14 protein-coding genes and 4 tRNA genes are annotated in these 23,258 nt (G+C 73.0%); 10 read left to right on the plus strand and 8 right to left on the minus strand.

The features are described from left to right. Positions 1–5: 5 nt before the first annotated feature. The 4 genes from AAEP86_RS12485 to AAEP86_RS12500 form a co-directional block, all read right to left on the minus strand. Positions 6–3,386, minus strand: coding sequence for an ATP-binding protein (locus AAEP86_RS12485; RefSeq protein ID WP_420367658.1), 3,381 nt, complete (start codon positions 3,384–3,386; stop codon positions 6–8). Beyond that, entirely contained in the window at positions 3,383–4,180 is a 798-nt protein-coding gene (locus tag AAEP86_RS12490; protein ID WP_420367659.1) for a DUF4194 domain-containing protein, read from the minus strand. The genes AAEP86_RS12485 and AAEP86_RS12490 overlap by 4 nt, the downstream gene beginning before the upstream one ends. Next, positions 4,177–5,718: a DUF3375 domain-containing protein gene (locus AAEP86_RS12495; protein WP_420367660.1), complete on the minus strand. Its 1,542-nt coding sequence runs from the start codon at positions 5,716–5,718 to the stop codon at positions 4,177–4,179. Before AAEP86_RS12495 ends, AAEP86_RS12490 begins: the two co-directional genes overlap by 4 nt. A 145-nt stretch (positions 5,719–5,863) precedes the next feature. After that, a tRNA-Val gene (locus AAEP86_RS12500) sits at positions 5,864–5,936 on the minus strand. Positions 5,937–6,175: 239 nt separating this feature from the next. On the opposite strand from AAEP86_RS12500, the gene AAEP86_RS12505 reads away from it, so the two are divergent. From AAEP86_RS12505 to AAEP86_RS12515, 3 genes are all read left to right on the plus strand, one after another. Next, a tRNA-Gly gene (locus AAEP86_RS12505) sits at positions 6,176–6,247 on the plus strand. 82 nt (positions 6,248–6,329) lie between these two features. Further along, positions 6,330–6,403: transfer RNA gene (locus AAEP86_RS12510), tRNA-Cys, on the plus strand. A gap of 24 nt (positions 6,404–6,427) precedes the next feature. Then, positions 6,428–6,502: transfer RNA gene (locus AAEP86_RS12515), tRNA-Val, on the plus strand. A 105-nt stretch (positions 6,503–6,607) separates the two neighbouring features. Here AAEP86_RS12515 and AAEP86_RS12520 read toward each other — a convergent pair. Next, on the minus strand, positions 6,608–7,474 hold the full coding sequence (locus tag AAEP86_RS12520) for a helix-turn-helix domain-containing protein (protein ID WP_420367661.1): 867 nt from the start codon (positions 7,472–7,474) through the stop codon (positions 6,608–6,610). A gap of 92 nt (positions 7,475–7,566) precedes the next feature. Here AAEP86_RS12520 and AAEP86_RS12525 point away from each other — a divergent pair, with 92 nt between their 5' ends. The 6 genes from AAEP86_RS12525 (at position 7,567) to AAEP86_RS12550 (ending at position 16,712) form a co-directional block, all read left to right on the plus strand. Continuing rightward, the gene (locus AAEP86_RS12525) at positions 7,567–10,875 is read left to right on the plus strand and encodes a DUF5107 domain-containing protein (protein WP_420367662.1); all 3,309 of its coding nucleotides are present in this window, start codon (positions 7,567–7,569) and stop codon (positions 10,873–10,875) included. A 62-nt stretch (positions 10,876–10,937) separates the two neighbouring features. Continuing rightward, on the plus strand, positions 10,938–11,948 hold the full coding sequence (locus tag AAEP86_RS12530; RefSeq protein WP_420367663.1) for a substrate-binding domain-containing protein: 1,011 nt from the start codon (positions 10,938–10,940) through the stop codon (positions 11,946–11,948). Positions 11,949–12,048: 100 nt separating this feature from the next. Further along, the gene (locus tag AAEP86_RS12535; protein ID WP_420367664.1) at positions 12,049–13,653 is read left to right on the plus strand and encodes a sugar ABC transporter ATP-binding protein; all 1,605 of its coding nucleotides are present in this window, start codon (positions 12,049–12,051) and stop codon (positions 13,651–13,653) included. After that, positions 13,650–14,699: an ABC transporter permease gene (locus AAEP86_RS12540; RefSeq protein WP_420367665.1), complete on the plus strand. Its 1,050-nt coding sequence runs from the start codon at positions 13,650–13,652 to the stop codon at positions 14,697–14,699. Before AAEP86_RS12535 ends, AAEP86_RS12540 begins: the two co-directional genes overlap by 4 nt. Position 14,700: 1 nt before the next feature. Beyond that, entirely contained in the window at positions 14,701–15,798 is a 1,098-nt protein-coding gene (locus AAEP86_RS12545) for a zinc-dependent alcohol dehydrogenase family protein (RefSeq protein WP_420367666.1), read from the plus strand. Further along, entirely contained in the window at positions 15,795–16,712 is a 918-nt protein-coding gene (locus AAEP86_RS12550; protein WP_420367667.1) for a hypothetical protein, read from the plus strand. Before AAEP86_RS12545 ends, AAEP86_RS12550 begins: the two co-directional genes overlap by 4 nt. 26 nt (positions 16,713–16,738) lie before the next feature. On the opposite strand, the gene AAEP86_RS12555 is transcribed toward AAEP86_RS12550, so the two are convergent. Both AAEP86_RS12555 and AAEP86_RS12560 read right to left on the minus strand, forming a co-directional pair. Next, the gene (locus tag AAEP86_RS12555) at positions 16,739–18,898 is read right to left on the minus strand and encodes a phosphocholine-specific phospholipase C (RefSeq protein WP_420367668.1); all 2,160 of its coding nucleotides are present in this window, start codon (positions 18,896–18,898) and stop codon (positions 16,739–16,741) included. Next, positions 18,895–21,165 carry a hypothetical protein gene (locus tag AAEP86_RS12560; protein WP_420367669.1) on the minus strand — a complete coding sequence of 757 codons (2,271 nt, stop codon included), beginning with the start codon at positions 21,163–21,165 and terminating at the stop codon, positions 18,895–18,897. The genes AAEP86_RS12555 and AAEP86_RS12560 overlap by 4 nt, the downstream gene beginning before the upstream one ends. 187 nt (positions 21,166–21,352) lie before the next feature. Here AAEP86_RS12560 and AAEP86_RS12565 point away from each other — a divergent pair, with 187 nt between their 5' ends. Then, positions 21,353–22,099, plus strand: a complete 747-nt coding sequence (locus tag AAEP86_RS12565; protein WP_420367670.1) for a GntR family transcriptional regulator — start codon at positions 21,353–21,355, stop codon at positions 22,097–22,099. Here AAEP86_RS12565 and AAEP86_RS12570 read toward each other — a convergent pair. Continuing rightward, complete coding sequence (locus AAEP86_RS12570) at positions 22,073–23,242, minus strand: TDT family transporter (protein WP_420367671.1); 1,170 nt, start codon at positions 23,240–23,242, stop codon at positions 22,073–22,075. The genes AAEP86_RS12565 and AAEP86_RS12570 overlap by 27 nt on opposite strands. Positions 23,243–23,258 lie beyond the last annotated feature (16 nt).

Consider the following 23,258-nt stretch of genomic DNA (forward strand, 5'->3'; position numbering starts at 1 on the left):
CCCGCTCAGTCGGCGGCAGGGGCGACGCGCGCGATCTCGGTGATCGACGAGTGACCGGTCTCCGGGTGCTTCCGCATCGACAGCAGGCGCTCCATGGACGGTTCGAGCGCCGTCACCTTGTCGAGCGGCGCACTCACCACGAGCTGGAACCCGAGCCGGAGCCACGCCGTGACGGCACGCCCCGCGAACTCCGAGTCCGCCTTGATGAACGCCTCGTCGAGGAACACCGGCGCGAACCGCGGGCGGGGCCGGGTCTCGTCGCCGAGCTGGTAGCGCAGGGCCGCACCGACGATGAACGCCACGAGCTCCTGGGTCTCACCGCCCGACTTGTCGCCGAGCGACGAGTAGACGCCGAGGTCGTTGCCGTCGGTGTCGTACCGGACCGCGGTGATCTCCATGTGCCGGCGGACGTCGAGCACGGCGTCGCGCTGCGTCGTCCGTCCCCGGGGTGCGTCGGCCTCGGGACGGATGACGGCCATGAAGCGCCGCAGCCGGCGGAACCGGGTCTCGAGCACGTCGTCGGTCAGCTCGGCGTCGACCGAGGCGGACAACGCCCGGAGCTCCTTGCGGAAGGAGACGACGTCCTCGCGGGTGACCCGGCGGATCTGGATCTTCAGCCGGTCGCGGTTCGCCCCAAAGGGCAGTTCGCGCAGGATCTCGTTGACCGGTTCGAGGCGTTCCTCGATCTCGACGACGGCGCGGTCGAAGGCACCGGCGAGCGGGACGAGGTCCTCGCCGCTCCACTGGGACAGCCGACGTCGCCACTCACTGCGGCGGGCGTGCAGGCCGGTCGCCACGATCTGGTCGAGGACCGCGTGGTAGTCCGGGTACGAGGCGACCCCGGTGCCGAGGTTCGGGTCGGGCCAGGCGTCCTGGTACCGCTGGAACGTGAGGGTCAGCGCGTTCGAGGCCGATGCGGCGCCGTCGAGGGCCTGCGACAGCCGTTCCTCGAGGCGACGCCGCAGCCGGCGGGTCGCGTCGTCGAACCCGTCGACTCCGTCCGGGGCTCCGACCTCCTCGAAGGTCTCGGCGAGCAGGCGCTCCTGGGCGTCGTCCGGAACGCTGTCCGGCACGGACTCGAAGCGCGCGAGGATCTCGGCGGCGGCGTCCTGCCCGTCGACGAGCACGGCGTGCCGGTCCTCGAGGCGGGTGACCGACTGGCGCGCGGCGGCACGACGGTCCGCCGCCTCGTCGAGCGCCTTCCGGAGCCGTGCCACGGACTCGCGCAGGGTCCGCAGGCCGTCGTCGGCGGCGAGCAGCGCCTGCCGCTGTTCGTCCAGACGGGTGAGCGCGTCGTCGAGCCCGAGCACGTCGATCGCCGACCAGGTGACGTCGACGAGGTGCTGGTGGGCGGCACGCAGGGCGTCGAGTGCCGTGATGTCCTGTGCGACGTCGGCGCGCCGGGCCTCGAGCGTCGCGAGGTCCTGCGCGATCGACGCCAGTTCCTGCTCGACCGCCGCCACGCGGGCCTCGTTCGTGAAGCCGATGACGTTGGCCTGCCGGCGGTCGCCGTGCGCACCACGACGGCCGTCGCGGAGCTGCCCGGACTCGGTGACCCGACGGCCACCACCGCCGAGCTCCGCGGCGGAGGTCACGCAGCGGGCGTCGGTCCGGTCGGACTCGATGCGTTCGCGCACCCAGGTGCTGAACGGCGACGCCTTGATCGCGAGCTTGCCGGACACCATCGCGGGGTCGCCGTCGAGGTCGATGTGCGGGCCGGTCGGGACGCCCTCGAACTGGATGCGGACCGGCAGCCGGAGTGCGTCGATCGCCTCGCTGAAGGACGCGAGGCGGTCCTGGTCGACGAGGAGCGTGCGCGCGACGGGCGCGAGCACGGACTCGATGGCCGTGCGCCAGCGTTCCTCGCCGGGCAGCACGTCGAGGAGCTCGGCGACGAACGGCAGCTCCGACGGGTCGATCCCGGCGGCCCGGGCCATCTGTAGTCGGGCCTCGTGCATCGGCAGCGGCACGGCGCCCTGCCGGTGCTCGAGCGACTGCCGCTCCTGACGGAGGGACCGTTCGCGGTCGAGGAGCGGGTACTCCTCGCGGGTCAGGGCGTCGCGGCGGTCGTCCAGGTCCGAGCGTGCGGCGGCGTACGTGCCGAGGAAGTCGTGCGAGCTGCGCTGGGCGGCGGTGAAGTCGGCCTCGGTCGCGACGGACGTGCCGAGCACCGCGGTGCGCTCGTCGAACGTGGCGCGGGTGCGGACCACGGCGTCGCGCTCACGCGTGAGGCGTTCGATCCGGTCCTCGAGCTGCGCCAGCGCGTTGCCGCCCTGGTCGCGGAGGCGGGCTTCCGCGTCGCGCAGTTCGATCTCGACGGCGGCGTGCCGGGCCTCGGCCGCGGCGACCTCGGCCCGGGATGCGGTGCGCTCCCGTGCGTTGCGCGCCACCTCGGCGTCGAGCAGTTCACGCTTGCGGGTGGCCGTCCAGTGCGCGAACGGGGAGACCTCGGCCCCGGTGGCGATCCCGTCGAGCGCGGCTGCGGCGTCCTGCGCGCGGGAGATCTCGGCGTGCAGGTCGACGATGGGGGAGAGGATGCGGACCTTGCGTTCCTCGGTGTCCATCGCCTCGTACGCCTCGTCCAGGGCGGAGAAGTGCGCGAGCGCCCGGTCCGCGGCCTCGTACGTACCGGGGGTCTCGAGGACGAGCGACTTGTAGAGCGCGTCGACCGTGGGCAGGTGCTGCCCGGCCTGGATGCGGGCGAGGAGCCGCATCGCCCGGTTGCCGCCCCCGGAGTCACCGATGCCCAGCCGGGTCTGCAGGGTGTACGCGAGCTCCTGGTAGGTGTCGCGGATGACGAGTCCGGGCACGCGGCCGGTCAGCTCGAGGTGGTGGAACCGGGACGGCACGAACTCCTCGAGCCGCCGCAGGTCGAAGGTGTCGTCGACGGTCGCCATCGTCATCTGGATGTCGCCGACGCCGCGGGCGCGCTTCGGCACGATGTACGCGCGGAGCACCGTGAAGCGCCGCTCGTCGTCGTTGCGGAACGTCACCGCGGCGGCGCCCCACGTCGTCTGGTCGTCGCCGCGCAGGTTCACGTCGCGCAGCGCCCCGGACTCCGGGTCGCGTCGGGTGTCGACCTTGCCGCGCAGGTACGTCAGCAGGTTGCGCTGGTCGGCGCTGCGCGCGCGCCCCGTCGTCGCGTCGTTCGAGGCGCCGTTGAACGGCACGTCGGACGGCATCATGACGGCGAGGTACGCGTCCATCAGCGTCGATTTGCCGGTGCCCGAGGCGCCGGAGATGAGCGTCGCGGTGCCGGAGAGCTCGACCTGCCGGTGGCCGTGGAAGCCGCCCCAGTTGACGACCTGCATCGACTCGGCCCGCCACTGCGCGACGGTGTCGAAGAGCGCGGTCATCCCGTGGGCGTCGATCGCGGTGTCGGTCATGCGTCCGTCTCGCCTTCGTCGTCGGTGTCGGTCTCGTCGGCCGGGAGGCGCGGGTCGTCCCCGTCGATCGGCTCGCCGTCCGGCGTGGTCGCGTCACCGTCCGTGGTCGCGTCCGGCCGCGCGGCGTTCGCCCGCAGCCACGCGTCCAGTTCGAGGAGGCGCTCGAGGGGGAGCAGCACCTCGACGACGCTCGCCACCCGGAAGCGGTCCGGGTCGCTGGTGCGCAGCAGGATGCGCGCCGTCACGAGGCGTTCGACCGCCTTCGCGACGCGGCCCTCGTCACGGGTGCGGTCGGTCGCGGTCGCCGGCCGGAACCCGGCGACGTGCCCGAGGATCTCGGAGCGGTCGACGACGACCTGGTCGGGGCCCGGGCGGGTGTCCGCGCGGAGCCGCATCCGCAGGTAGACGAGGACGATCGTCTCCTCGCGGGTGTACGGCACGTCGCGGAGGAGGGTCGGGAACCCGCGGCGCTGGCTCTCCGAGCGGGCCTGGCGCTTCCACGCCACCTCGCGGTCGCGGTCGACGTGCAGCTCGAGGAACAGGTCGTTGAGGCGCGAGCGCAGCTGGTGCTCGGCGTCGAGCACCGCCCGCCACTCGTCGGCGTGGGTCCGTGCGCTCACGTACGAGTTGCGGAGGAGGGCCACGAGCGCGCGGCGCTCGCGGTCGTCGAGGCGGCCCTCGTCGCCCTCGAAGAGGGCGAAGCTCGTCTCGTCGCGCTCGTCGTCCCGCAGGACGGTCGTGGGGTCGTCGTCGGGGACCGTCTCGTCCACCGGTGCCGGCGTCGTGTCGCTCACCGTGCCTCCTGTCCGTCCTGGTCGTCGGTCGTGTCGGGGGTGCCGTGCCGGTCGTCGAGCACGGCGGTCGGCATGCTGAAGGCGACCCGGCTGCCGTCCGGCCGCACCGTGTGGTGCAGGGCGACGTCGGCTGCGCGCTCGAAGTCCTCGTGCCCGGTGAGCAGGTGCGCCAGGCCGAACAGCTCCACGGGGCGACGCTGCTCGGGCGGCAGGCCGTGGAAGGCGTCGACGCTCGTGTCGGCGGTCGCCGAGCGCAGCACGGCACGGAGCTCGGTCAGGAGTGGGCCGCCGTGGCGCCGGAGCGTCTCGACGTCGAGGTCCTCGAAGACGTCGTCGTCGGGCTCCTCGATGGGCGGCGGCACCGACTCGGCGTCCGGGTCGTAGAACCGTTCGCGGAGCGTGCCGACCTCGGCCGTCGCGGGGAGCAGTCCGAGGGGGAGCCGGTCGCGCGCGGAACCGTGGTCCATCCACGTGGCCAGCCCGCGGTTGATCGACCGGATCACCGCGTCGAGCTCGCGGTCGCGGACGACGTCGTGCGCGACGATCTGGTCGCGGAGCGTCGCCGTGAGCTGCCGGCGCTGGGCGAGGACGTCCTCGATGCCCTGCCGCAGGATGACGACCGTGTTCCGGAAGGCCCGGCGCTCACCGGCCCCGAGGGACTCGGCGAACGGGTGGGCCAGGATCGTCGCGATGTCGTCGCGCAGGCGCAGGAGGAGCGCGTCGTCGCGGAGGAGCTCGAAGGCCCCCTCGAACGCGCGGCCCTCGGGCGTCGCCTCCATCAGGGTGTCGGTGCGCGCGAGGTAGTCGTCGAGGATCTCGCCGATCGGCCGGACCTCTTGGCGGAAGTCCTCGACGATCGAGCGGTGCATCGTCGCCACGGCTTCCTCGACGCGCTTGAAGTCGCTCGGGAGCTGCCGGATGAGGTCCGAGATGTTCGTGTAGCCGTCCCGCATCCGGGCGTCGTCCACGGTGTCGACGTCGCCCTGCTCGAGCCGCTCGCGTTCCGCCTGCAGCTCGGCGATCTGGGCGTCGATCCGGCGGATCTGGACGTCGGGGTCGGGCTCGGCACGCGCTGCCCAGCGGTGGACCGCGTCGACGATCATCGCGAGGCGGCTCTCGCTGATCAGCGCACGGTCCGACGACAGGGCGTCGACGAGGGACAGCGCCTCGAGCGCGTGGCTCGTCAGCGAGTACTGCTCGTCGCCGTCGGGGGAGTTGGAGCGCACGAGCCACTGGGCGGCGACCCACTCGCGGCAGAGGGCACGGCCGTTCGGTCGGGCGTCCGGTCCTCCGGGCTGCACCGGGTCGGCGACCACCTGCTCGCTCGCGGGCACGCGCGCGCCCGTGGCCTGCAGGCGTGCGACGTGCTCCTCGACCTGCAGGTGCATCCGGTCCGCCGGGACGTACTGCACGTCGCGGTCGAAGACCGTGCGGAAGACCGCGAGGACGGTGGCGCTCGTCGGGCGGGACATCAGCCGCAGGGTCGGACGGTCGAGGACCGCTCGGACGCGGGCGAACTCGAGGTCGACGTCGGTCATGGGCCCCCTCGTCCGGTCGGGTTCGGCTGCTTCGTGCTCGTGTCGACCGCTCACGTGTCGGCCGACGGTGCGGGCGTCACGACGGTGCACGACGTCCGACACATGACGAGAGCCCGACGCTGCTGCGTCGGGCTCTCGGTGAGGGTGGGCGATACCAGACTCGAACTGATGACCTCTTCGGTGTGAACGAAGCGCGCTACCAACTGCGCCAATCGCCCCCTGCACTGTTCGTGCGGATCGATACTAGCGGAAGTCCGGCGCACTGCCGAACACGGGCCGCCGCCCGGGTGTGGCGTCGGCCGGCGAGCCGCGCCGCCGTGGCCCAGATCCGCGTGAACACGCGGGACACGCCCGGTGAACGGGATCGATTTTGGCGGAACGGCAGCGGTTCGTATAGAGTTTACGACGTCGCCGCGAGAGCGGGTCGGACAAACGGATGTGACTTCGGTCACACCATGCGGATGTGGCGCAGTGGTAGCGCATCACCTTGCCAAGGTGAGGGTCGCGAGTTCGAATCTCGTCATCCGCTCGAGTGTGGCCCTCTTCGGAAGGCCACGACTCACCAGAGGGTATCCCACCGTTCGGGTACTCACGGAGACGTGAACCTCGATGGTGGGGTGGCCGAGAGGCTAGGCAGCGGCCTGCAAAGCCGTCCACGCGGGTTCGAATCCCGTCCCCACCTCCAGACTCTGTTTCGGCGGAGACTTCTGGGCGATTGGCGCAGCGGTAGCGCGCTTCCCTGACACGGAAGAGGTCACTGGTTCGATCCCAGTATCGCCCACCAGCGAAGAGCCCCCGGCAGGACCACCAGGTCCGGTCGGGGGCTCTCGTCGTTTCCAGCCCGTGCCCGCTGGTCCGAAGGTGCCCGGGTCCCCAGGCCCGACGACGCCTAGTCGCGGGGGGTCGAGCGGTAGACCGTCGGGGCGACGTCGTGCACGGTCTTGAACACGCGGCTGAAGTAGAACGGGTCGTCGTAGCCGACAGCGCGGGCGATGGCCTCGATGCTGCTCGTCGTCGTGTCCAGGAGTTCGCGCGCTCGGCCCATCCGGACCTGGGTCTGGAACCGCAGCGGGCTCGTCCCGACGCGCTGTCGGAACTGGGCCGCGAAGTGGGACGGGCTCATCCGCGCCATGGCCGCCAGCCCCGCGACGCTGATCTGCTCCGCCGGGTTGGCGACGATGTAGTCACGCGCGGCGTCCACCACCGGCAGTGCGGACGCGCCCGCGACCTGCTCGGCGCAGAGCTGCGCCATGAGGTGCCAGGCGGCACCGGACGCGGCGAGCAGGCTCGCGTCGGTGTCACCTCGCTCCATCGCGGCGACGATCTCCTCGATGAGCGACACCGGCCGGTACACGTCGCGCAGGTGGCGCACCGGCTGGGCGGCCGTCATCCCGCTGCTGTGCAGGAACTCCTCGAGGTCACGACCGGTCAGGTGCACCCACCACAGGGTCCACGGGTCCTCGGTGTCCGCTGCGTAGGAGTGGGCGACGTTCGGCGGGAGGACGACGACCTGGCCACGTCGGACCTCGTGCCGGACCCCTCCGACGCGGACCGTCCCGCTGCCGAGGACGCAGACGAGCACGACGCACTGCGAAGAGCCGGTCGGGCGGTCCTTGCCGTGCGCCTGCGCGGTCGGGAAGTAGCCGGCGTCCGTGACGACCAGGTGCGCGATGCCGGGTTGCGTCAACGCCTGCCGGACCCGCCGCGCGGGCAGCACGCGGAGCCGTTGACCCGGGAAACCGTCCTCGATGAGCACGGGCCCATCCTGGTGCGCCGTCGTCGTTTCGTCCAGGTATTCCGTCGGATCGACCGTTCCGCGGGCTCCCGGCCGGTCCGTACGCTCGCTGCATGCTCAACGAAGAGTCGAGGCTCCACCTCCCTCCGATCCCTGCCGACCAGGACGGTCTCGCCGTCGCCGCCTGGTCGGAACCGCTCGTCATCGACACGTACGAGCCGCTCGAACCGGACCGCTTCCCGCAGTTCCTCGACCGTCGCGTCTACCAAGGATCCTCCGGGCGGGTCTTCCCGCTGCCCTTCCACGAGCGCATCGCTCCGACGAAGCGACCGCACCGGTGGGAGGCCGTGCACCTGGAGAACCGGTGGGTCCGCGTCGTGGTCCTGCCGGAGCTCGGCGGCCGGATCCACGTCGGCTACGACAAGGTCGCCGACCACGACTTCTTCTACCGCAACAACGTCATCAAGCCCGCACTGGTCGGGCTGACCGGGCCGTGGATCTCCGGCGGCGTCGAGTTCAACTGGCCGCAGCACCACCGACCCGCGACCTTCCTGCCGACCGACGTGTCGATCGAACGCGAGGCGGACGGCTCCGTCACGGTCTGGTGCTCCGACCACGACCCGTTCGCCCGGATGAAGGGCATGCACGGCATCCGCCTCCGACCGGACTCCTCGGCGATCGAGGCACGTGTGCGGCTCTACAACCGGAGCGAGCGCACCGAGACCTTCCTGTGGTGGGCGAACGTCGCCGCGGCGGTGAACGACGACTACCAGAGCTTCTTCCCGACCGACGTCCACCACGTCGCCGACCACGCCAAGCGCGCCGTCGCGACCTTCCCCGCGGTCGACGGCACCTACTACGGCGTCGACTACCCGGACCGTGTCGACGAGGACCACCCCGACGCCGACCGGCTCGACTGGTACCGGAACATCCCCGTGCCCACGTCGTACATGGTGACCGACACCGAGGACGCGTTCTTCGGCGGCTACGACCACGGCCGCCAGGCCGGCTTCGTGCACTGGGCCGACCGCACGATCTCGCCCGGCAAGAAGCAGTGGACGTGGGGCGACGCCCCGTTCGGTCACGCCTGGGACGCCAACCTGACCGACACCGACGGACCGTACGTCGAGCTCATGGCCGGCGTGTACACCGACAACCAGCCCGACTTCTCGTTCCTCGAACCGGGCGAGACGAAGACCTTCTCGCAGTTCTGGTACCCGATCAGCGCGATCGGCCCGGCGATGCAGGCCACCCGCGAGGCGGCGATCCGCGTCGACGTTCCCGAGCCCGGCACGCTGCGGATCGGCGTGGCGACGAGCGTGGTCGCGGAGGACGCCGTCATCCGCGTCGAGACCGCCGACGGGACCCTCCTGACCGCCCTGGAGGCGCGGCTCACCCCCGACGCGCCGGTGGTCGTCGACTGGGTGGCCCCGTCCGGGATCGACGCCGCGTCCCTCCGGGTCGCGGTGGTCAGCGCCGACCACGAACTCGTCCGGTTCGCCCGCCGACCCGCGGACGTCGACGCCGCAGCGCCGGCCCCGGCCGTCGCACCCCCGGCGCCGGCCGACGTCGCCACGACCGAGGAGCTGGACCTGATCGGGGACTACCTCGAGCAGTACCGGCACGCCACCCGGTCCCCGGAGCCGTACTGGCAGGAAGCGCTGCGCCGTGACCCCGGCGACGTCCGCGCCCACGTCGCGCTCGGGTCACGTCGGTACGCGTCGGCCGAGTACGACCGCGCCGTCGCGCACCTGCAGCAGGCCGTCGACCGGCTCGTGTCCTGGGCGCCGAACCCCTCCGACGGTCGGGCGCACCTCCGGCTCGGTCTCGCACTGCTCCGCGCCGGGCGCACCGACGACGGACGTCGCGCCCTCGGCAAGGCCACCTGGAACGCGGCTGAAGCGGCACCCGCCCACGTCGCCCTGGCGCGGAGCACCGCGGCCGAGGACCCGGCCAGTGCACTCGACCACGTGCAGGCCGTGCTGCGGAAGGACCGCGAGCACCTGCAGGCCCGGGACATCGCCGTCGTGCTGCTCCGCCGCCTCGGGCGCACCGCCGAGGCCGAGGTCGTGCTCGCCGAGACGCTCGCGATCGACCCGCTCGACCAGTGGGCGCGGCACCTCGGCGGACGCCCGGTGAGCGACGACGGCACGATCCTGCTCGACGTCGCGCTCGAGTACGCGTCGGTCGGCGCCACCACCGAGGCGCAGGACGTCCTCGCCCTCGCCGAGCGGCGTGCCGACCGGCAGGCGCCCGGACAGGTGAACGTCCGTCCGCTCGTCGCGGTGCACCTCGCCGACCTCGCGCTCCGGAACGGCCGCTCGGAGGAGGCGCACCGCGCCGTCGCGTACGCAGCCGCAGTCGACCCGACCAACGCGCTGCCGTCGCGGCTCGACGACGTCGACGCACTGCGTCGGGTCCTCGCCGTCGACCCCTCGGCCGCGGTCCTCTGGTCGATGCTCGGGTCCTGGCTCTACGACCGCGGGCTCGCGGGAGCCGCGGTGGACGCCTGGGAACGGGGCGTCGCCGCGGACCCCGACGAACGCAACGCGGCCGTCCTGCACCGCAACCTCGGCGTGGCAGCGGTCAACGTCGCCGGCGACCTCGGACGCGCAGCGACCCACTACGCCGCCGCACGGGCCGCGCTGCCCGACGACGCGCGACTCCTGCTCGAGGACGACGAGCTCGCGGCCCGCTCAGGCCGGTCCGCCGCGGAACGCCTGCGCGTGCTCGACGAGCGCCCGGACCTCGTGGCGCAGCGCGACGACCTCACCCTGAACCGCGTCGGCCTGCTCCTCGACCTCGACCGCGTCGACGAGGCCCACGCCGTGATGACCGCACGCCGGTTCCAACCGTGGGAAGGCGGGGAGGGCACCGCCCTCGCCGCGTGGGACCGGACGGCGCTCGCGCTCGCACGACGGTCCCTCGCCGACGGCGACCCCGTCGCCGCGGCGGACGCGGTCGAGTCGGCCCTGCACCCGCCCGCGTCGCTCGGTGAGGCACGGCACCCGCTCGCCACGACCGCCGACCTGCACCTCGTCCTGGGCGACGCGCTGGCGGAGCTGGGGCGCGCCTCCAGTGCGGAGGCCGCCTGGCGGACCGCCGCCGCAGCGACCGGCGACTTCACCGACATGGCGACCGCACCGTTCACCGAACGGAGCGTCTGGTCGATCGCGGCACTCGACCGGCTCGGTCGACGGGACGAGGCCCGCCGCCGGCTCGACGACCTCGCGCACCACGCCGACGAGCTCGCCGTCGCACCGACCGAGGTCGACTACTTCGCGACCTCGCTGCCGACCATGCTCCTGTTCCACGCGGACCTCGCCGCGGAACGGGACGCCACCGTCGGCCGGCTCCGGACACTGCACCAGGAGCTGTCCGCCTCCCTGTCCACCCACGTCACGGACGCCGTCCGCGACTGACGACCACGGGCGATCCCGCTCGACCCGGCAACGTCGCCGGCACCCGAAAGGAAAGCATCACCATGACCCGGACCCATCTCCGACGAGGAGCGATCGTCGCGGCCGGCATCGCCGCCGTCGCGCTGGCCCTCAGCGCGTGTTCCGTCCCCACCGCCGGCACCGGCAACGGCTCGAGCCTGCGCATCGGCGCCATGTACCTGGACTCCCAGGGCTTCTACGGCGGCGTGAAGAAGGGCGTCGGGGACGCCGCCGACGCCAGCGACACGAAGGTCAAGTTCCTCGAGTCGACCTCCGCTGGCGACGTGTCGAAGGAGAGCTCCTTCATGAACACGCTCGTCTCGAGCAACGTCAACGCCATCATCATGTCCGCCGTGTCGACCGACGGCAGCCTGCCGGCCGTCAAGCAGGCGTCGAAGGCCGGGATCCCGGTCGTCTGCTACAACACCTGCGTCTCGGACGACGCCGTCAAGCAGTACGTGTCCGCCTACGTCCTCGGCGACCCGGCGAAGTTCGGCTCGATGCTCGGCGACAAGGCGGCGGAGTACTTCAAGCAGGAGGGCATCGAGTCGCCGAAGATGGGCGTCATCAACTGCGAGCAGTACGAGGTCTGCAAGGAGCGCTTCGCGGGCTTCAAGGACGCCCTGACGAAGGCGCTGCCCGGCGCCACGTTCGTCGCGAACCAGGAAGGTGCCGAGGTCGACCAGGCCGTGCCCACCGCGGAGCAGATGCTCAGCGCGCACCCCGACCTGAACGGCCTGTACGGCGAGGCCGGCGGCGCGACCGTCGGCGCGTACAAGGCGGTCGAGAACCGCGGGCTCGTCGGCAAGGTCGCGGTCTTCGGCTCCGACATGACGAGCGACATCGCGAACGAGCTGAAGAAGGGCACCACCCTCAAGGCCGTCGTCGACATCTCCGGCATCGAGGCCGGCAAGCTCGCGTACAAGGCGGCGGCGAAGGCGATCGACGACAAGGGCAAGGGCGCGAAGGGCGACGTGATCCCCGCACCGATCGACCTGTACCAGCCGGACGACGCTGCGAAGTGGCTGGAGACCCACGAGGACGGACTGCCCTGATCCCGGCCCGTCCCCACGGCGGGGTGACCACGGTCGCCCGCCCCACGGTGGGGTGGCCCCGGTCACCCCACCGTCCACCTTCCCCACGAGAGGTCCGTCGATGACGACACCACCACCTCCAGCCACCCGCACGGCCATCGCCGAGGTGCGCGGAGCACGCAAGCAGTACCCCGGGGTCCTCGCACTCGACGACGTCGACTTCGCGATCGCCCCCGGCGAGGTCCGGGCGCTCCTCGGACAGAACGGCGCCGGCAAGTCGACCCTGATCCGACTCCTCTCCGGGGTCGAACGGCCGGACGCGGGCAGCGTCGTGGTCGACGGCGCCCCGCTCACCGGCGGCGTCACCGAGGCCGGTCGACGCGGGGTGGCGACCTGCTACCAGGAGCTCTCCCTCATCCGGGACGTCACCGTCGCCGAGAACCTCAGCCTCGGCAAGTGGCCAACCGGACCGTTCGGGATCGACCGGCGCCGCATGGTCCGGTCCGCCCGGGCGACCCTGGAGCGTCTCGGCGCGGCCATCGAGCCCGACGCGGTCGTCAGCTCGCTCACCCTCGCGCAACAGCAGATCGTCGAGATCGCCCGCGCCGTGCAGGAGGAGCCGAAGCTGCTCATCCTCGACGAGCCGACCTCGGCACTCGCCTCGGCCGAGGTCGACATCGTGCTGGCGACCGTCCGACGGCTGTCGGCCGAGGGCGTCGCGGTGCTGTACGTCAGCCACCGGATGGACGAGATCCGTCAGATCGCCGACACCGCCACGGTGATGCGGAACGGTCGCGTCATCGAGACGGTCGACATCGCCGGTGCGGACACGAACCGGATCATCCACCTGATGCTCGGCGAGGCGCTCGAGTCCGCCCCGGCCGTCCGGCGGGCGCGCACCGACGGCGAGGTCCTGCTGCGCGTCGAGGACCTCGTCCTCGCCCCGAAGCTCGACGGCGTGACCTTCGAGGCCCGCGCCGGCGAGGTCCTCGGCATCGCCGGGCTCCTCGGCACCGGTCGCACGGAGCTGCTCCGGGCGATCGCCGGGTACGACCGCAGCCGGTCCGGCACGATCAGCATCCGCGGAACCGTCGAGGCGCGACCGACGTCCCGGCGCATGCGGCACCTGGGCGTCGGGATGACCCCGGAGGACCGGAAGGGCACCGGCATCATCCCGGGGCTCGGCATCGACGAGAACATCGTGATGTCCGACTGGAAGCGCGTCTCGGCCGGCGGCTTCCTGGCGACCGGGCGCATCCGGGCGGCCACGGAGGCACTCGGCCGACGGCTCGCCATCAAGGCGGACGACCTGTCGCGTCCGATCAACACCCTCTCCGGCGGCAACCAGCAGAAGGCCGTCATCGCCCGCTGGCTGCACGCCGACAGCGACGTGCTGCTGCTCGACGAGCCGACCCGGGGCGTCGACGTGCAGGCCAAGGCCCAGATCTACGACATCATGCGCCAGGTCGCCGACAGCGGGAAGGCCGTCGTCTTCGTCTCCAGCGAGGCCGAGGAGCTGCCGCTGGCCTGCGACCGCGTGCTCGTGCTCCGCGGCGGCCGGATCCGCGAGGAGTTCACCGCCCCGGACATCACCGTGCCGGAGGTGCTCGCCGCCTCCATGGGCGCGCACGACCCGGTCGCGGAGGACTCCGGCCCCGCCCGACCCGTACCCGACCAGACCACCGCGACGGACGTCGACGTCCCCCGAGTGAAGGACCCATCATGAGCACCACCGTCGAGACCCCTCCCGGCACGACGACCGACGGACCGGGAGCGGTCCGTCCCACCGCGTTCACCCGCGTCCGCCGCGCGATCGGCGGCAACACCACCCTGGTCAACATCGTCGGCCTGCTCGTCGCGATCGTGCTGCTGTACGCGTACCTGACGTTCAACGCGGTCGGCTTCTTCACCGCGGCGAACCAGAGCGGGTTGCTGCGGGATGCCGCACTCATCGGCGTCGCCGCGACCGGGATGACGCTCGTCATCATCGCGGGCGAGATCGACGTCTCGACCGGACCGGCCGTCGCGCTGTCGAGCGTCATCGTCGCGTCCGGCATCTCGCAGTGGGGCCTGCCGACGATCGTCGCGATCATCGTCACCCTCGTGATCGGGACCGCCTGGGGTGCCGTCGCCGGTGTCCTCCGCGCCTGGTTCGCGGTGCCCTCGTTCATCGCCACGCTCGGTCTGTGGAGCGTGCTCCGCGGACTCGCGCAGTTCGTGACGAACGCCCTGCCGGTGCAGATCCCGGACGCCGACCCGATCATGGACTTCCTCAACGGCGACGTGCTCGGCATCCCGACCCCCGCGATCGTGATGATCCTCGCCTTCCTCGTCTTCGGGTTCATCGCGCGGAAGACGTCGTTCGGCCGCTCGGTCTTCGCCGTGGGCGGGAACGCCCCGGCTGCCCGACTCGCCGGGATCGACGTCCGGCGCGTGCGCGTCACGCTCTTCGCCATCATGGGCTTCCTCGGCGCGTTGTCCGGCGTGCTCCTCACCGCACGCCTCGGCTCCGGCAACTCGACGGCCGCGAACGGTCTGGAGTTCGACGTCATCGCCGCCGTCGTGGTGGGCGGGACCGCGATGACCGGCGGCCGCGGGAGTCTCATCGGCACCTTCCTCGGGGTGATCTTCATCACGCTCATCGGCAACGGCCTCGTGCTGCTCGGCGTGAACTCCTTCCTGCAGAACGTGGTCCGCGGCGTCATCATCGTGCTCGCGGTCCTGCTCAACGTGACCCTGTCCCGCCGCCGCGGGGCCCGAGAGGACGACTGACATGACCATCACCGAGACGACCACGACGACCATGCACGGCGTCTTCCTCCCCGGCGACGCCACGGCCGAGATCCGGCAGGTCCCCGTCCCGGCGCCCGGACCGGGCCAGGTCCTCGTGCAGGTCGGGGCCTCCGGGATCTGCGGGAGCGACATCGGCTTCATCTACCGCGGCTACAAGACGCACAAGGGCCTCGACGGCGCGCCCGCGTACAAGGGCGTCGTCGCGGGACACGAACCCTCCGGACGCATCGTGGCCGCCGGTCCCGACGTGACCCGCTTCGGGGTCGGTGACGACGTCGTCGTCTACCACATCCAGGGCTGTGGGCGGTGCCGCAACTGTCGCAGCGGGTACTTCATCAGCTGCACCGACCAGCCGCACAAGGCCTCCTACGGCTGGCAGCGCGACGGCGGGCACGCCGAGTACGTGCTCGCCGACGAGTCCACCCTCGTGCCGCTGCTCGGCGACCTGACGTTCGTCGACGGCGCGCTCATCGCCTGCGGGTTCGGTACGGCCTACGAGGGCCTCGTCCGCACCCACCTGCACGGGGGCGAGGACCTCCTCGTCGTGGGACTCGGCCCGGTCGGGCTCGCCGCGGCGATGCTCGGTCGTCTCCTCGGGGCGCGCCGGGTCATCGGCGTCGAACGGAGCCCGGAGCGGATCGCCTTCGTCGAGTCGACCGGACTCGTGGACGACGTGGTCCTCGCGGACGAGCACGCCGTCGAGCGGGTCCTCGAGCTGACCGACGGCGTCGGGTGTCAGGTCACCGTCGACTGCTCCGGCTCGACCCCCGGCCGGTCGACCGCCGTCGAGGCCGCCGCCGAGTGGGGTCGGGTCGGCCTGATCGGCGAGGGCGGCCGACTCGAGACCGAGGTGTCGGACACCCTCCTGCACAAGCAGCTCACCCTGACGGCGTCGTGGGTGACGTCGTTGCAGGGCATGGAGGACGTCACCCGGATGCTCGCCACCGCCGGGCTCCACCCCGAGGTCGTGGTCTCGCACCGCCTCGGCCTGCTCGACGCGGACGAGGGCTACCGCATCGCGGCGGCGGGGGCGACGGGCAAGGTCGTCCTCGTCCCGGAGACGGCGCCGACACGGTGAGCGGCGACGTCCCGCTGCACACCCTGCTGCTCGACGACGTCGTCGCCGTGTTCGCCCCGTCGCTCGGAGGTCGACTGCTGTCCCTCCGGGCGGCCGGCGAGGAGCTCCTGTGGCAGAACCCCGCGCTCCTCGACGCGGGGCTCCGTCCGGTGGTGCCGCTCGACCGGTGGCCGGCCGGCGACGGCGGGATGGGCACGTGGGCGAACGTCGGTGGTTCGAAGACCTGGCCGGCGCCCCAGGGGTGGAGCCACGACGACGAGTGGCACGGACCGCCGGACGGGGTCCTCGACTCCGCGGCGTGGGCGGTCGAGCACGCGACGACCACCACCATCGTGATGCGGAGCGCCGTGGACCGCACGACCGGTCTGCGGCTGGTGCGCGACTTCGCTCTCGAGGGCGCCGGTCGGATGACCGAACGGATCACCCTCGAGAACCACGGTGGGACCACGTCCCGCTGGGCACCGTGGGAGGTCTGCCAGGTCCGGACCGACGACGGCGGGACGGTCCTGGTCGAACGGGCGACCCGCGCGGACGAGGTCGACCTCGGGACGTGGGAGGGCTCGGCGACGTCGACCGAGGAGCCCGGGGGACTGGCCCTGCCGGTCGGGACAGGTGTCGCCAAGCGCGGCTGGCGGTCCGGGAGCGCGATCGCCTACCGACGCGCGTCCGGCACGGTCCTCCGGCTGCACGCCGCGGCGGAGGAGCACGAGGACCGCACGGCACCGTTCCCCGACGGCGGCTGCCGGTTCGAGCTGTGGTCGCAGCGGCCGCTCGACGCGCCGGTCCCCGAGCTCGAGGGGCTCCGCCCGGACGCCCACCTCGTGGAGCTCGAGGTGCTGGGGAGGCGGACGCCCCTGCTCCCCGGGGACGCCCGGACCGTCACCGTGCGGTGGGAGGTCGTCCCCGGGGCCTGACGCCGAGGCGCCGCGCCGACCCGGACTCAGCGCTCGACGCGCCCCGCGAACCGGTACCGGAACCCGGTGCCGGTGTTCGCCGTCACGACGACGTCGTGGTACCCCCACCGGTCGAGCGGCCACCGGACCGTCCGGCGACCGGGCCCGCGCAGGTGGACGGTCTCGGCGTGCTCGACGAAGTCGTTCGCCACGAGGTCGAAGCGGACCTCGGCGTGCCCGGTGTTCTCGAGCACGACCTCCAGCGTCGGTCGTCCGCCGTGGCCCGCCACGACCGAGGCGTGGGGGAGTCCGACGTCCGTCCGGTCGCCCGGGACGACGGTGCCGGCGAACCGGCGGAGGAACCGGTCCGGCCCGTGCACGCTGACGTCGTAGCGGCCGTCCGTCCGCGTGGTGTCCCACACCCACTCGGTCGAGCCACCCGGTGCGACGGTGTGCGGATCGGCGCGGAACGGCAGCGCGATGTTCGGGTACACGAGGTGGTTGACGCCCTGCGTCCCGTCGTTCGCGAGTGTCAGGGTGACCCGTCCGGACCGGCGGTCGACCGCCGCGTCGGCGCGTTGCCGGTAGGGCAGGGCGCGGTGCTTCGCCGTGCCCGGATCCTGCACGGGCATGCGCTGTGCACCGGGTGCGGGCTGCTGGATCGGCGGCTTCGCGTGGTCGGCGTCGGCGGCGGCGACGAGCGCCTGGGTCTGGTCGAGGCCCGGGACGACGTCGGTCCCGGGGATGCTCGTGTCCGGCGCCGTGAAGTCGAAGCAGCTGGTCAGGTCCCCGGAGACGCTCCGCCGCCAGGCCGAGATGTTGGGTTCGCGGACGCCGGTGACCTGCTCGAGGAAGCGGATCACCGAGGTGTGGTCCGACACCTGCGAGTTCACCCACCCGCCACGGCTCCACGGGGAGACGACGGTCATCGGGACGCGGGCGCCCATGCCGATCGGCAGGCCCTCGACGAACTCGCCGGGCGTCCCGGCCTCGGGGAACGGTGCGACCACGTGGTCGAAGTACCCGTCGTTCTCGTCGTAGTTGACGAGCAGGACCGTCGACGCCCAGGTCTCCGGGTTGCTGAAGAGGGCCTGCACCACCGCGTTCGTGTAGTGCGCGCCGTAGTCCGGGCTCGCGGCCGGGTGCTCGCACCAGCCGTACGGGGCGACGACGTAGGACACCGTCGGCAGGCTGTTCGTCGCGCAGTCCCGACCGAAGTCTCGGAGGAGGTACCCGACGTCCAGGCCCTTGCCGGAGTTCGGCTTCCACCCGTCGTGCAGGCCGGCGCGCTCGGCGAGCTGCCGCCGTGCCGGGTCCGAGGAGGCGAGGGCGTCGTGGTACTGCCCGAACAGCCACAGCGGGTTGTCCCCGTAGTCGCCGACGTACGGGTCCGATCCGCTGTCCCCGACCTCGTCGTTCGCGTAGGTCTTCCAGCTGACGCCGGCCGCCTGCAGCCGCTCGGCGTAGGTCGTCCACGCGAACACCGGGTCGTAGTCGGCGGGGTTGTCGGTCGCCGGGCCGCCGCGGGTGCCCTGCGGATCGATCGTCCCCGACCACTGGTAGAGCCGGTTCGGCGTCGTCGGCCCGTTCAGCGAGCAGTGGTAGTCGTCGCAGATGGTGAACGCGCGGGCGAGGGCGCGCTGGTACGGGACGTCCTCCTCGGTGAAGTAGCCCATCGTCTGGGCGCTCTTGGCGTCGACCCACTGGTTCCAGGCGCCGTCGTTCCACGCCGTGTGTCCGCCGCTCCAGGAGTGGTCCAGGCCACCGGCGTTCTGCGCGTTGTACTTCGTGGTGTCGAGGCGGAACGGCAGCATCACGCCGCCGTCCGTGCGCGCCGGTGCCGGTTGGTGGAAGACGTCCTGTCCGGTGGGGAGCTCGAGCGCCTGCTTGTCGGAGAAGCCCCGCACCCCGGCCATCGTCCCGTAGTAGTGGTCGAAGGACCGGTTCTCCTGCATGAGCACGACCACGTGCCGGACGTCCTTGATCGATCCCGTCCGGACGGCCGCGACGGCGCTGTCCGTCGCGCCGCGACCGAAGGCGCTCCCGGCCGCGACGCCGGCCATGATCGCGGCGGCACCGCCGACGAGGAGTGCTCGCCGGCTGACGCCGGTACGGACGGCGGCGGGGTAGGTCGCGTCCGGGGTGAGGGGCGGTGCGGCGGCGAGGGTGACGTCGGGGGCGCCGTGCTCTGGCTTCCTCGTGCTCATCGGGGGCCTTCCTGTTCGGTGGTGCGGGTGGTGGGGTCGGACGGGTCGTCGGTCGACCCGGTCACCGGTCGTGCGCGCCGACGGCGCAGCGCCGACGCGCCGAGTGCGAGCAGGGTGAGCGCGACGAGTGCGGTGCCGAGCAGCCCGGTGGACCCGGTGAAGGCGAGCGGACCGGACGGGTCCGCCCGGGGGTCGGACGCGGGGTGTGCGCCAGGCCGGCCGTCCCCGCCGACCGGGGTCGCGCCTCCCGGCCGTGCCGGACCGGTCCCGCCCGTCGCCGGTGTCCCGGCACCGGAGTCCTCGGTGAGGACGAGGGTGGCGGCCACGGCGAGGTGGTCCGACGTCCAGCGGTTCGCGCGCGAGCCGGCCACGGGGAACCCGTCGACGGCGGTGTGCGCCTCGGTCACGGCGATCCGTCCGGCGACGAGGACGGCGTCCTGGCGCCCGGTGCTCGGCGGCACACCTGCGTCGCGGGCGGCCGACGGCGTCGCGCCGACCGAGCGTCCGTCGAAGACGTCGGTGGTGGCGCCCGGGTGCGCCGCGACGGACGGTTCGGCGGTGCGGTAGGCGTCCCGGAGGCCCGCGGCCGCGAGCGCCGCGGTCACCGGCCACGCGACCGGGCCGACGCCGCAGGTGTCGTCGGCCCGGGTCCAGTCGAGGTGGGAGGGCGACCGCAGCGCGCCCAGGAGCACGACGCGGGCGCCGGTGCGGACGTCGGTCCGCACCCGGTCCGCGATCGCGACGGCCGCACGGGTCGTGTCGGTGTCGCGTTCCGCCGCGACCGTGCGCGCGGCGCCGGCCGTGCAGACCGAGGCGGGGTCGACGGCGCTGGTCGGCAGGTCGACGTCCCAGACGACGACGCGGGTCCCCGCGACGTCGACGGTGACGCTCAGGGCCTGGAGGCGCGGGGAGACCCCGGCGCGCGGCTGCAGCGGCCAGGCGGACAGGACGGCACGACCACCCGGCGCCGTCTCGACGTCCCAGCCCAGGGCGGTGGCCAGTTCCTGTGCCTCGTCCCCGGAGGTGTCCTGGAGCGCGAGGAGGTCCACGCGGTCCGCGACCACCGAGCGCGCCAGCTTCTCGACCGGGTCGTCGACGTGGGTCCCGCCGTCCCAGGCCTCGAGCGTCTCGGCCTTCACCCTCGGCGGCGTGCCGGGGTCGGTGACCGGGAACTCGAGGACCACCGAGCCGGTGACGCCGTCGGACGCGGTGGCCGTGACGGTGAGGAGCGCCGGGTGCAGCAGGGACGACGACGGAGCCGTCCCCGTGACGGTGCCGTCCGGTGCGACCCTGAGCCAGTCCGGGCCGGCCGTCGACGCGAACGTCGGCGCCACGGTGGGCCGACCGCCGTCCGTCGCCCGCCACGCTCCGGCGACGGTGCGGTGGATCGCGGTACCCGCACGGGTCGCCGGTTCGACGACGTCGTCCTGCAGGAAGTGCGCCGTCGTCGGTGCCCCGGTGCCGACCAGCGGCGCCGCCGGCGTCAGGGTGAAGGTGATCGGTGGAGCGAGGCGCTGGTACCCGTCCGCGTACAGCAGGACCGCTCCGATCCTGGTGTCCGCCGGCAGCCCCGCGGTGGACAGGTCGGCGGTGCCCGTCGTCGTCGCCGGCACGTACGTCCACGTGGTGGAGGCGCCGTGGGACTGCCCGTCGGCCGGCATCGTCGACGGGTCGGCGTAGATGCCGATCCAGTTCCGGGCGTCCGGCGACGTGGTCGAGAACGAGAACCGGACGGTGTCGCCGACGTGCGCCCCGGTCGTCTCGAGGCGGAGCGTGCCGTCGTTCGTCGGACCCGACGTGGGGGCGGCGAGCGTGAAGGTCACGGGCGGTGCGAGCCAGCGGTAGCCGTCGTCGGCGAGGAGGTAGGCCGTGATCGGGTGTCCGGCGGTCAGCGCGGTGCTCGGGATGGTGACGGTGCCGCCCTCGCCCGGTGTGTACGACCACGCCGTGCTCGCTCCGACGTGGGTCTGGTGCGTCGGCCCCTGCGCCGGGTCGTCGTACACGGCGACCCAGTCGTGCTCGGCCGGGGTGGAGGTGGACCACGCGAACCGGAGCGGGTCGCCCTGCACCGGGTCCGACGAGACCAGCCGGAGGCTGCCGTCGGCGGTCGGCGACGGCGAGCTCGTGGGGGTGCTCGTCGCGGCGCTCGTCGCCTCGTCGCTCGTCGCGAGGGCCGGCGCCGCCACGAGTGCGTCGGCACCCGCGCTCAGCACGGTCACGAGGAGGCCGACGGCGAGCCAGCGGGAGACGGATCGGGGGAGACGCACCCGAGCATGACAGCGAGCCGCGTTGAACCGGTCCCTGCTCGGCCGTGGCGTCGCGGTGAACGCGGGCGGTAGGGCCGCTCCGGACCTGTCCACGTGTCACGCACGGGGTCGGCCCGCCACCGCTGTTCACCTGCTGGTCGCCGTCCCGCACCTGGACAGGTCGGCCGCGCCACGCAACGATCGGGACGTGCGCGCGCTCTACCGGAACATCGCCGACGACCTCGCCGACCGGGTGCTCCGTGGGGAGTTCGACTCCGACGGGGCACTGCCGTCCGAGCACGACCTCGCGGCCGACTACGGGGTGGCACGGGGGACGACGCGGCACGCCCTCGGGACGCTGCGGGCCGGTGGTCTCCTCGAGGCGCGGCCCGGCGCACGGTGGCGCGTCCGGTCCGCCGCCCGGAGCCAGGAGGCGGGACGCCTCGAGTCCTTCGCGCAGTGGGCCCGGGCGCAGGGCCGCGAGCCCGGGGGACACGTCGTCGCGGTGCGGTCCGCTCCAGCCACGGTCGTCGAGCGTCGCCGCTTCCGGGTCGTGACCGCGGACGACCAGGTCCTGCACGTCACCCGGGTCCGGTCGCTCGACGGCGTGCCGGTGATGCTCGAGCGGACGACCTACGCGCCCTGGGTGTCCGCGGTCGTCCGGTCGATGCCCGACTGGCAGACCTCCGTCACCGCGGCCATGGAGGACCGCTTCGGGATCCGGATCGGCTCGGCGGCGAGCACCGTGGACGCGGTCGCCGCGACCCAGGAGGAAGCGGACCGGTTGGGGGTGCCCCTCGGATCGGCGCTCCTCCGGTTCCAGCGGAGCAGCGTGGCCGAGGACGGCCGACCGCTCGAGTCCGGGGACGACCGGTACGTCGGGGGCGCGGTGCCGCTCCGGTTCCGCAGCACACCCGCGTGGGCCCCCTCACCGGACGGCGGCGGCGGGCGGTAGGAACAGCGTCCCGCGGACGACCGAGGCGTGCGCGGTCCGGGCGGCGACCACCGCCCACGCGACGACGAGGGCCGCCCCGTAGCACCCGGCGAGGAGCTGCACGGCGACGAGTCCGGTGTGCGCGGCGAGTCCGTTCAAGCCGGTCGCGCACGTCCCGACCGGGAAGGTGAAGGACCACCAGGTGAGCCCGAAGGGCAGGTGGGACCGGGCCGCCCGGACCGTGACCGCGAGTGCGATGCCCGTCCAGAGCAGTGCGAACCCGGTCATCGCGAAGCCGTAGACGAGGGCGACGACCCCGAGCCCCCGGGCGGTGCCGACGTCCACCGCGCCGGGTGCACCGGCGGCGAGGAGGTTGACGGCGGTCACGGACTGGCCGACCGGTCCCAGGACGATCCACAGCGTGGGGACCATGCCGACCGGTCCGACCCGGTGGTGCACCAGCCGGCCCCAGATGAGGCCGATCACCGCGAGCGAGGCGACGAGGCTCAGCCCGAAGAGCGCGTAGCACCCCCAGAGCAGCGTCTCCCGCGGCTGCCCGGCGGGCGTGTGGGGCAGGAGCAACGCCCCGGTCGAGGCGGACACCATCGGCGGCACGATCGGCATCAACCAGCCACCGAACGCCGCGTCCGGCCCGTTCTCGTGGCGGGTGAACGCCAGGTAGGGCACCGCCACCGCGCTGCACAACCCGGTGACCGTGCCGAGCGTCCACAGCACCCAGTCGACGGACACGGCGGCCGGGAGTCCGATCCAGTCCCGACCGACCAGCAGGGCCCCGGCCCCGACGGTGAGGAGGGCCATCGGCGGGGCACCGTAGAAGTGCGCCATCACCGGATCGCGGTGGTGGCGGACGGCGACCGTGCGGTACCGGATCCAGTGCAGGACGGTCGCCACCGTGAGCGCGACGAGGAGCGCGGCGGCGACGGCCCACACCACCGTCGCAGCGGTGCGGAGCCCCGGGAACTGCCAGGGCGACGAAGCCGCGACGACCGCGACGATCCCGGTGCCCATGATCGACGCGAACCAGTTCGGGGTGAGGAAGGCGACGAGCTGCCCGGGCCGGTCGAGCGCGCGGAACAGTCGGTGGTCGTGCGTCGCGGCGGAGCGCTCGCGCTCCGCAGCCGTCGGGAGTGCCCTGGTGGTCATGGGTCCAGCGTCGCCC

This window comes from Curtobacterium sp. L1-20 (genome assembly GCF_048755855.1).
Taxonomy (GTDB): domain Bacteria; phylum Actinomycetota; class Actinomycetes; order Actinomycetales; family Microbacteriaceae; genus Curtobacterium.

What these genes read in the sequence shown, in the direction of transcription:
- AAEP86_RS12485 (WP_420367658.1), bottom strand. Translation starts at nt 3,386, where the DNA reads ATGACCGACACCGCGATCGACGCCCACGGGATGACCGCGCTCTTCGAC.
- AAEP86_RS12495 (WP_420367660.1), bottom strand. Translation starts at nt 5,718, where the DNA reads ATGACCGACGTCGACCTCGAGTTCGCCCGCGTCCGAGCGGTCCTCGAC.
- AAEP86_RS12525 (WP_420367662.1), top strand. Translation starts at nt 7,567, where the DNA reads ATGCTCAACGAAGAGTCGAGGCTCCACCTCCCTCCGATCCCTGCCGAC.
- AAEP86_RS12530 (WP_420367663.1), top strand. Translation starts at nt 10,938, where the DNA reads ATGACCCGGACCCATCTCCGACGAGGAGCGATCGTCGCGGCCGGCATC.
- AAEP86_RS12535 (WP_420367664.1), top strand. Translation starts at nt 12,049, where the DNA reads ATGACGACACCACCACCTCCAGCCACCCGCACGGCCATCGCCGAGGTG.
- AAEP86_RS12540 (WP_420367665.1), top strand. Translation starts at nt 13,650, where the DNA reads ATGAGCACCACCGTCGAGACCCCTCCCGGCACGACGACCGACGGACCG.
- AAEP86_RS12545 (WP_420367666.1), top strand. Translation starts at nt 14,701, where the DNA reads ATGACCATCACCGAGACGACCACGACGACCATGCACGGCGTCTTCCTC.
- AAEP86_RS12555 (WP_420367668.1), bottom strand. Translation starts at nt 18,898, where the DNA reads ATGAGCACGAGGAAGCCAGAGCACGGCGCCCCCGACGTCACCCTCGCC.
- AAEP86_RS12570 (WP_420367671.1), bottom strand. Translation starts at nt 23,242, where the DNA reads ATGACCACCAGGGCACTCCCGACGGCTGCGGAGCGCGAGCGCTCCGCC.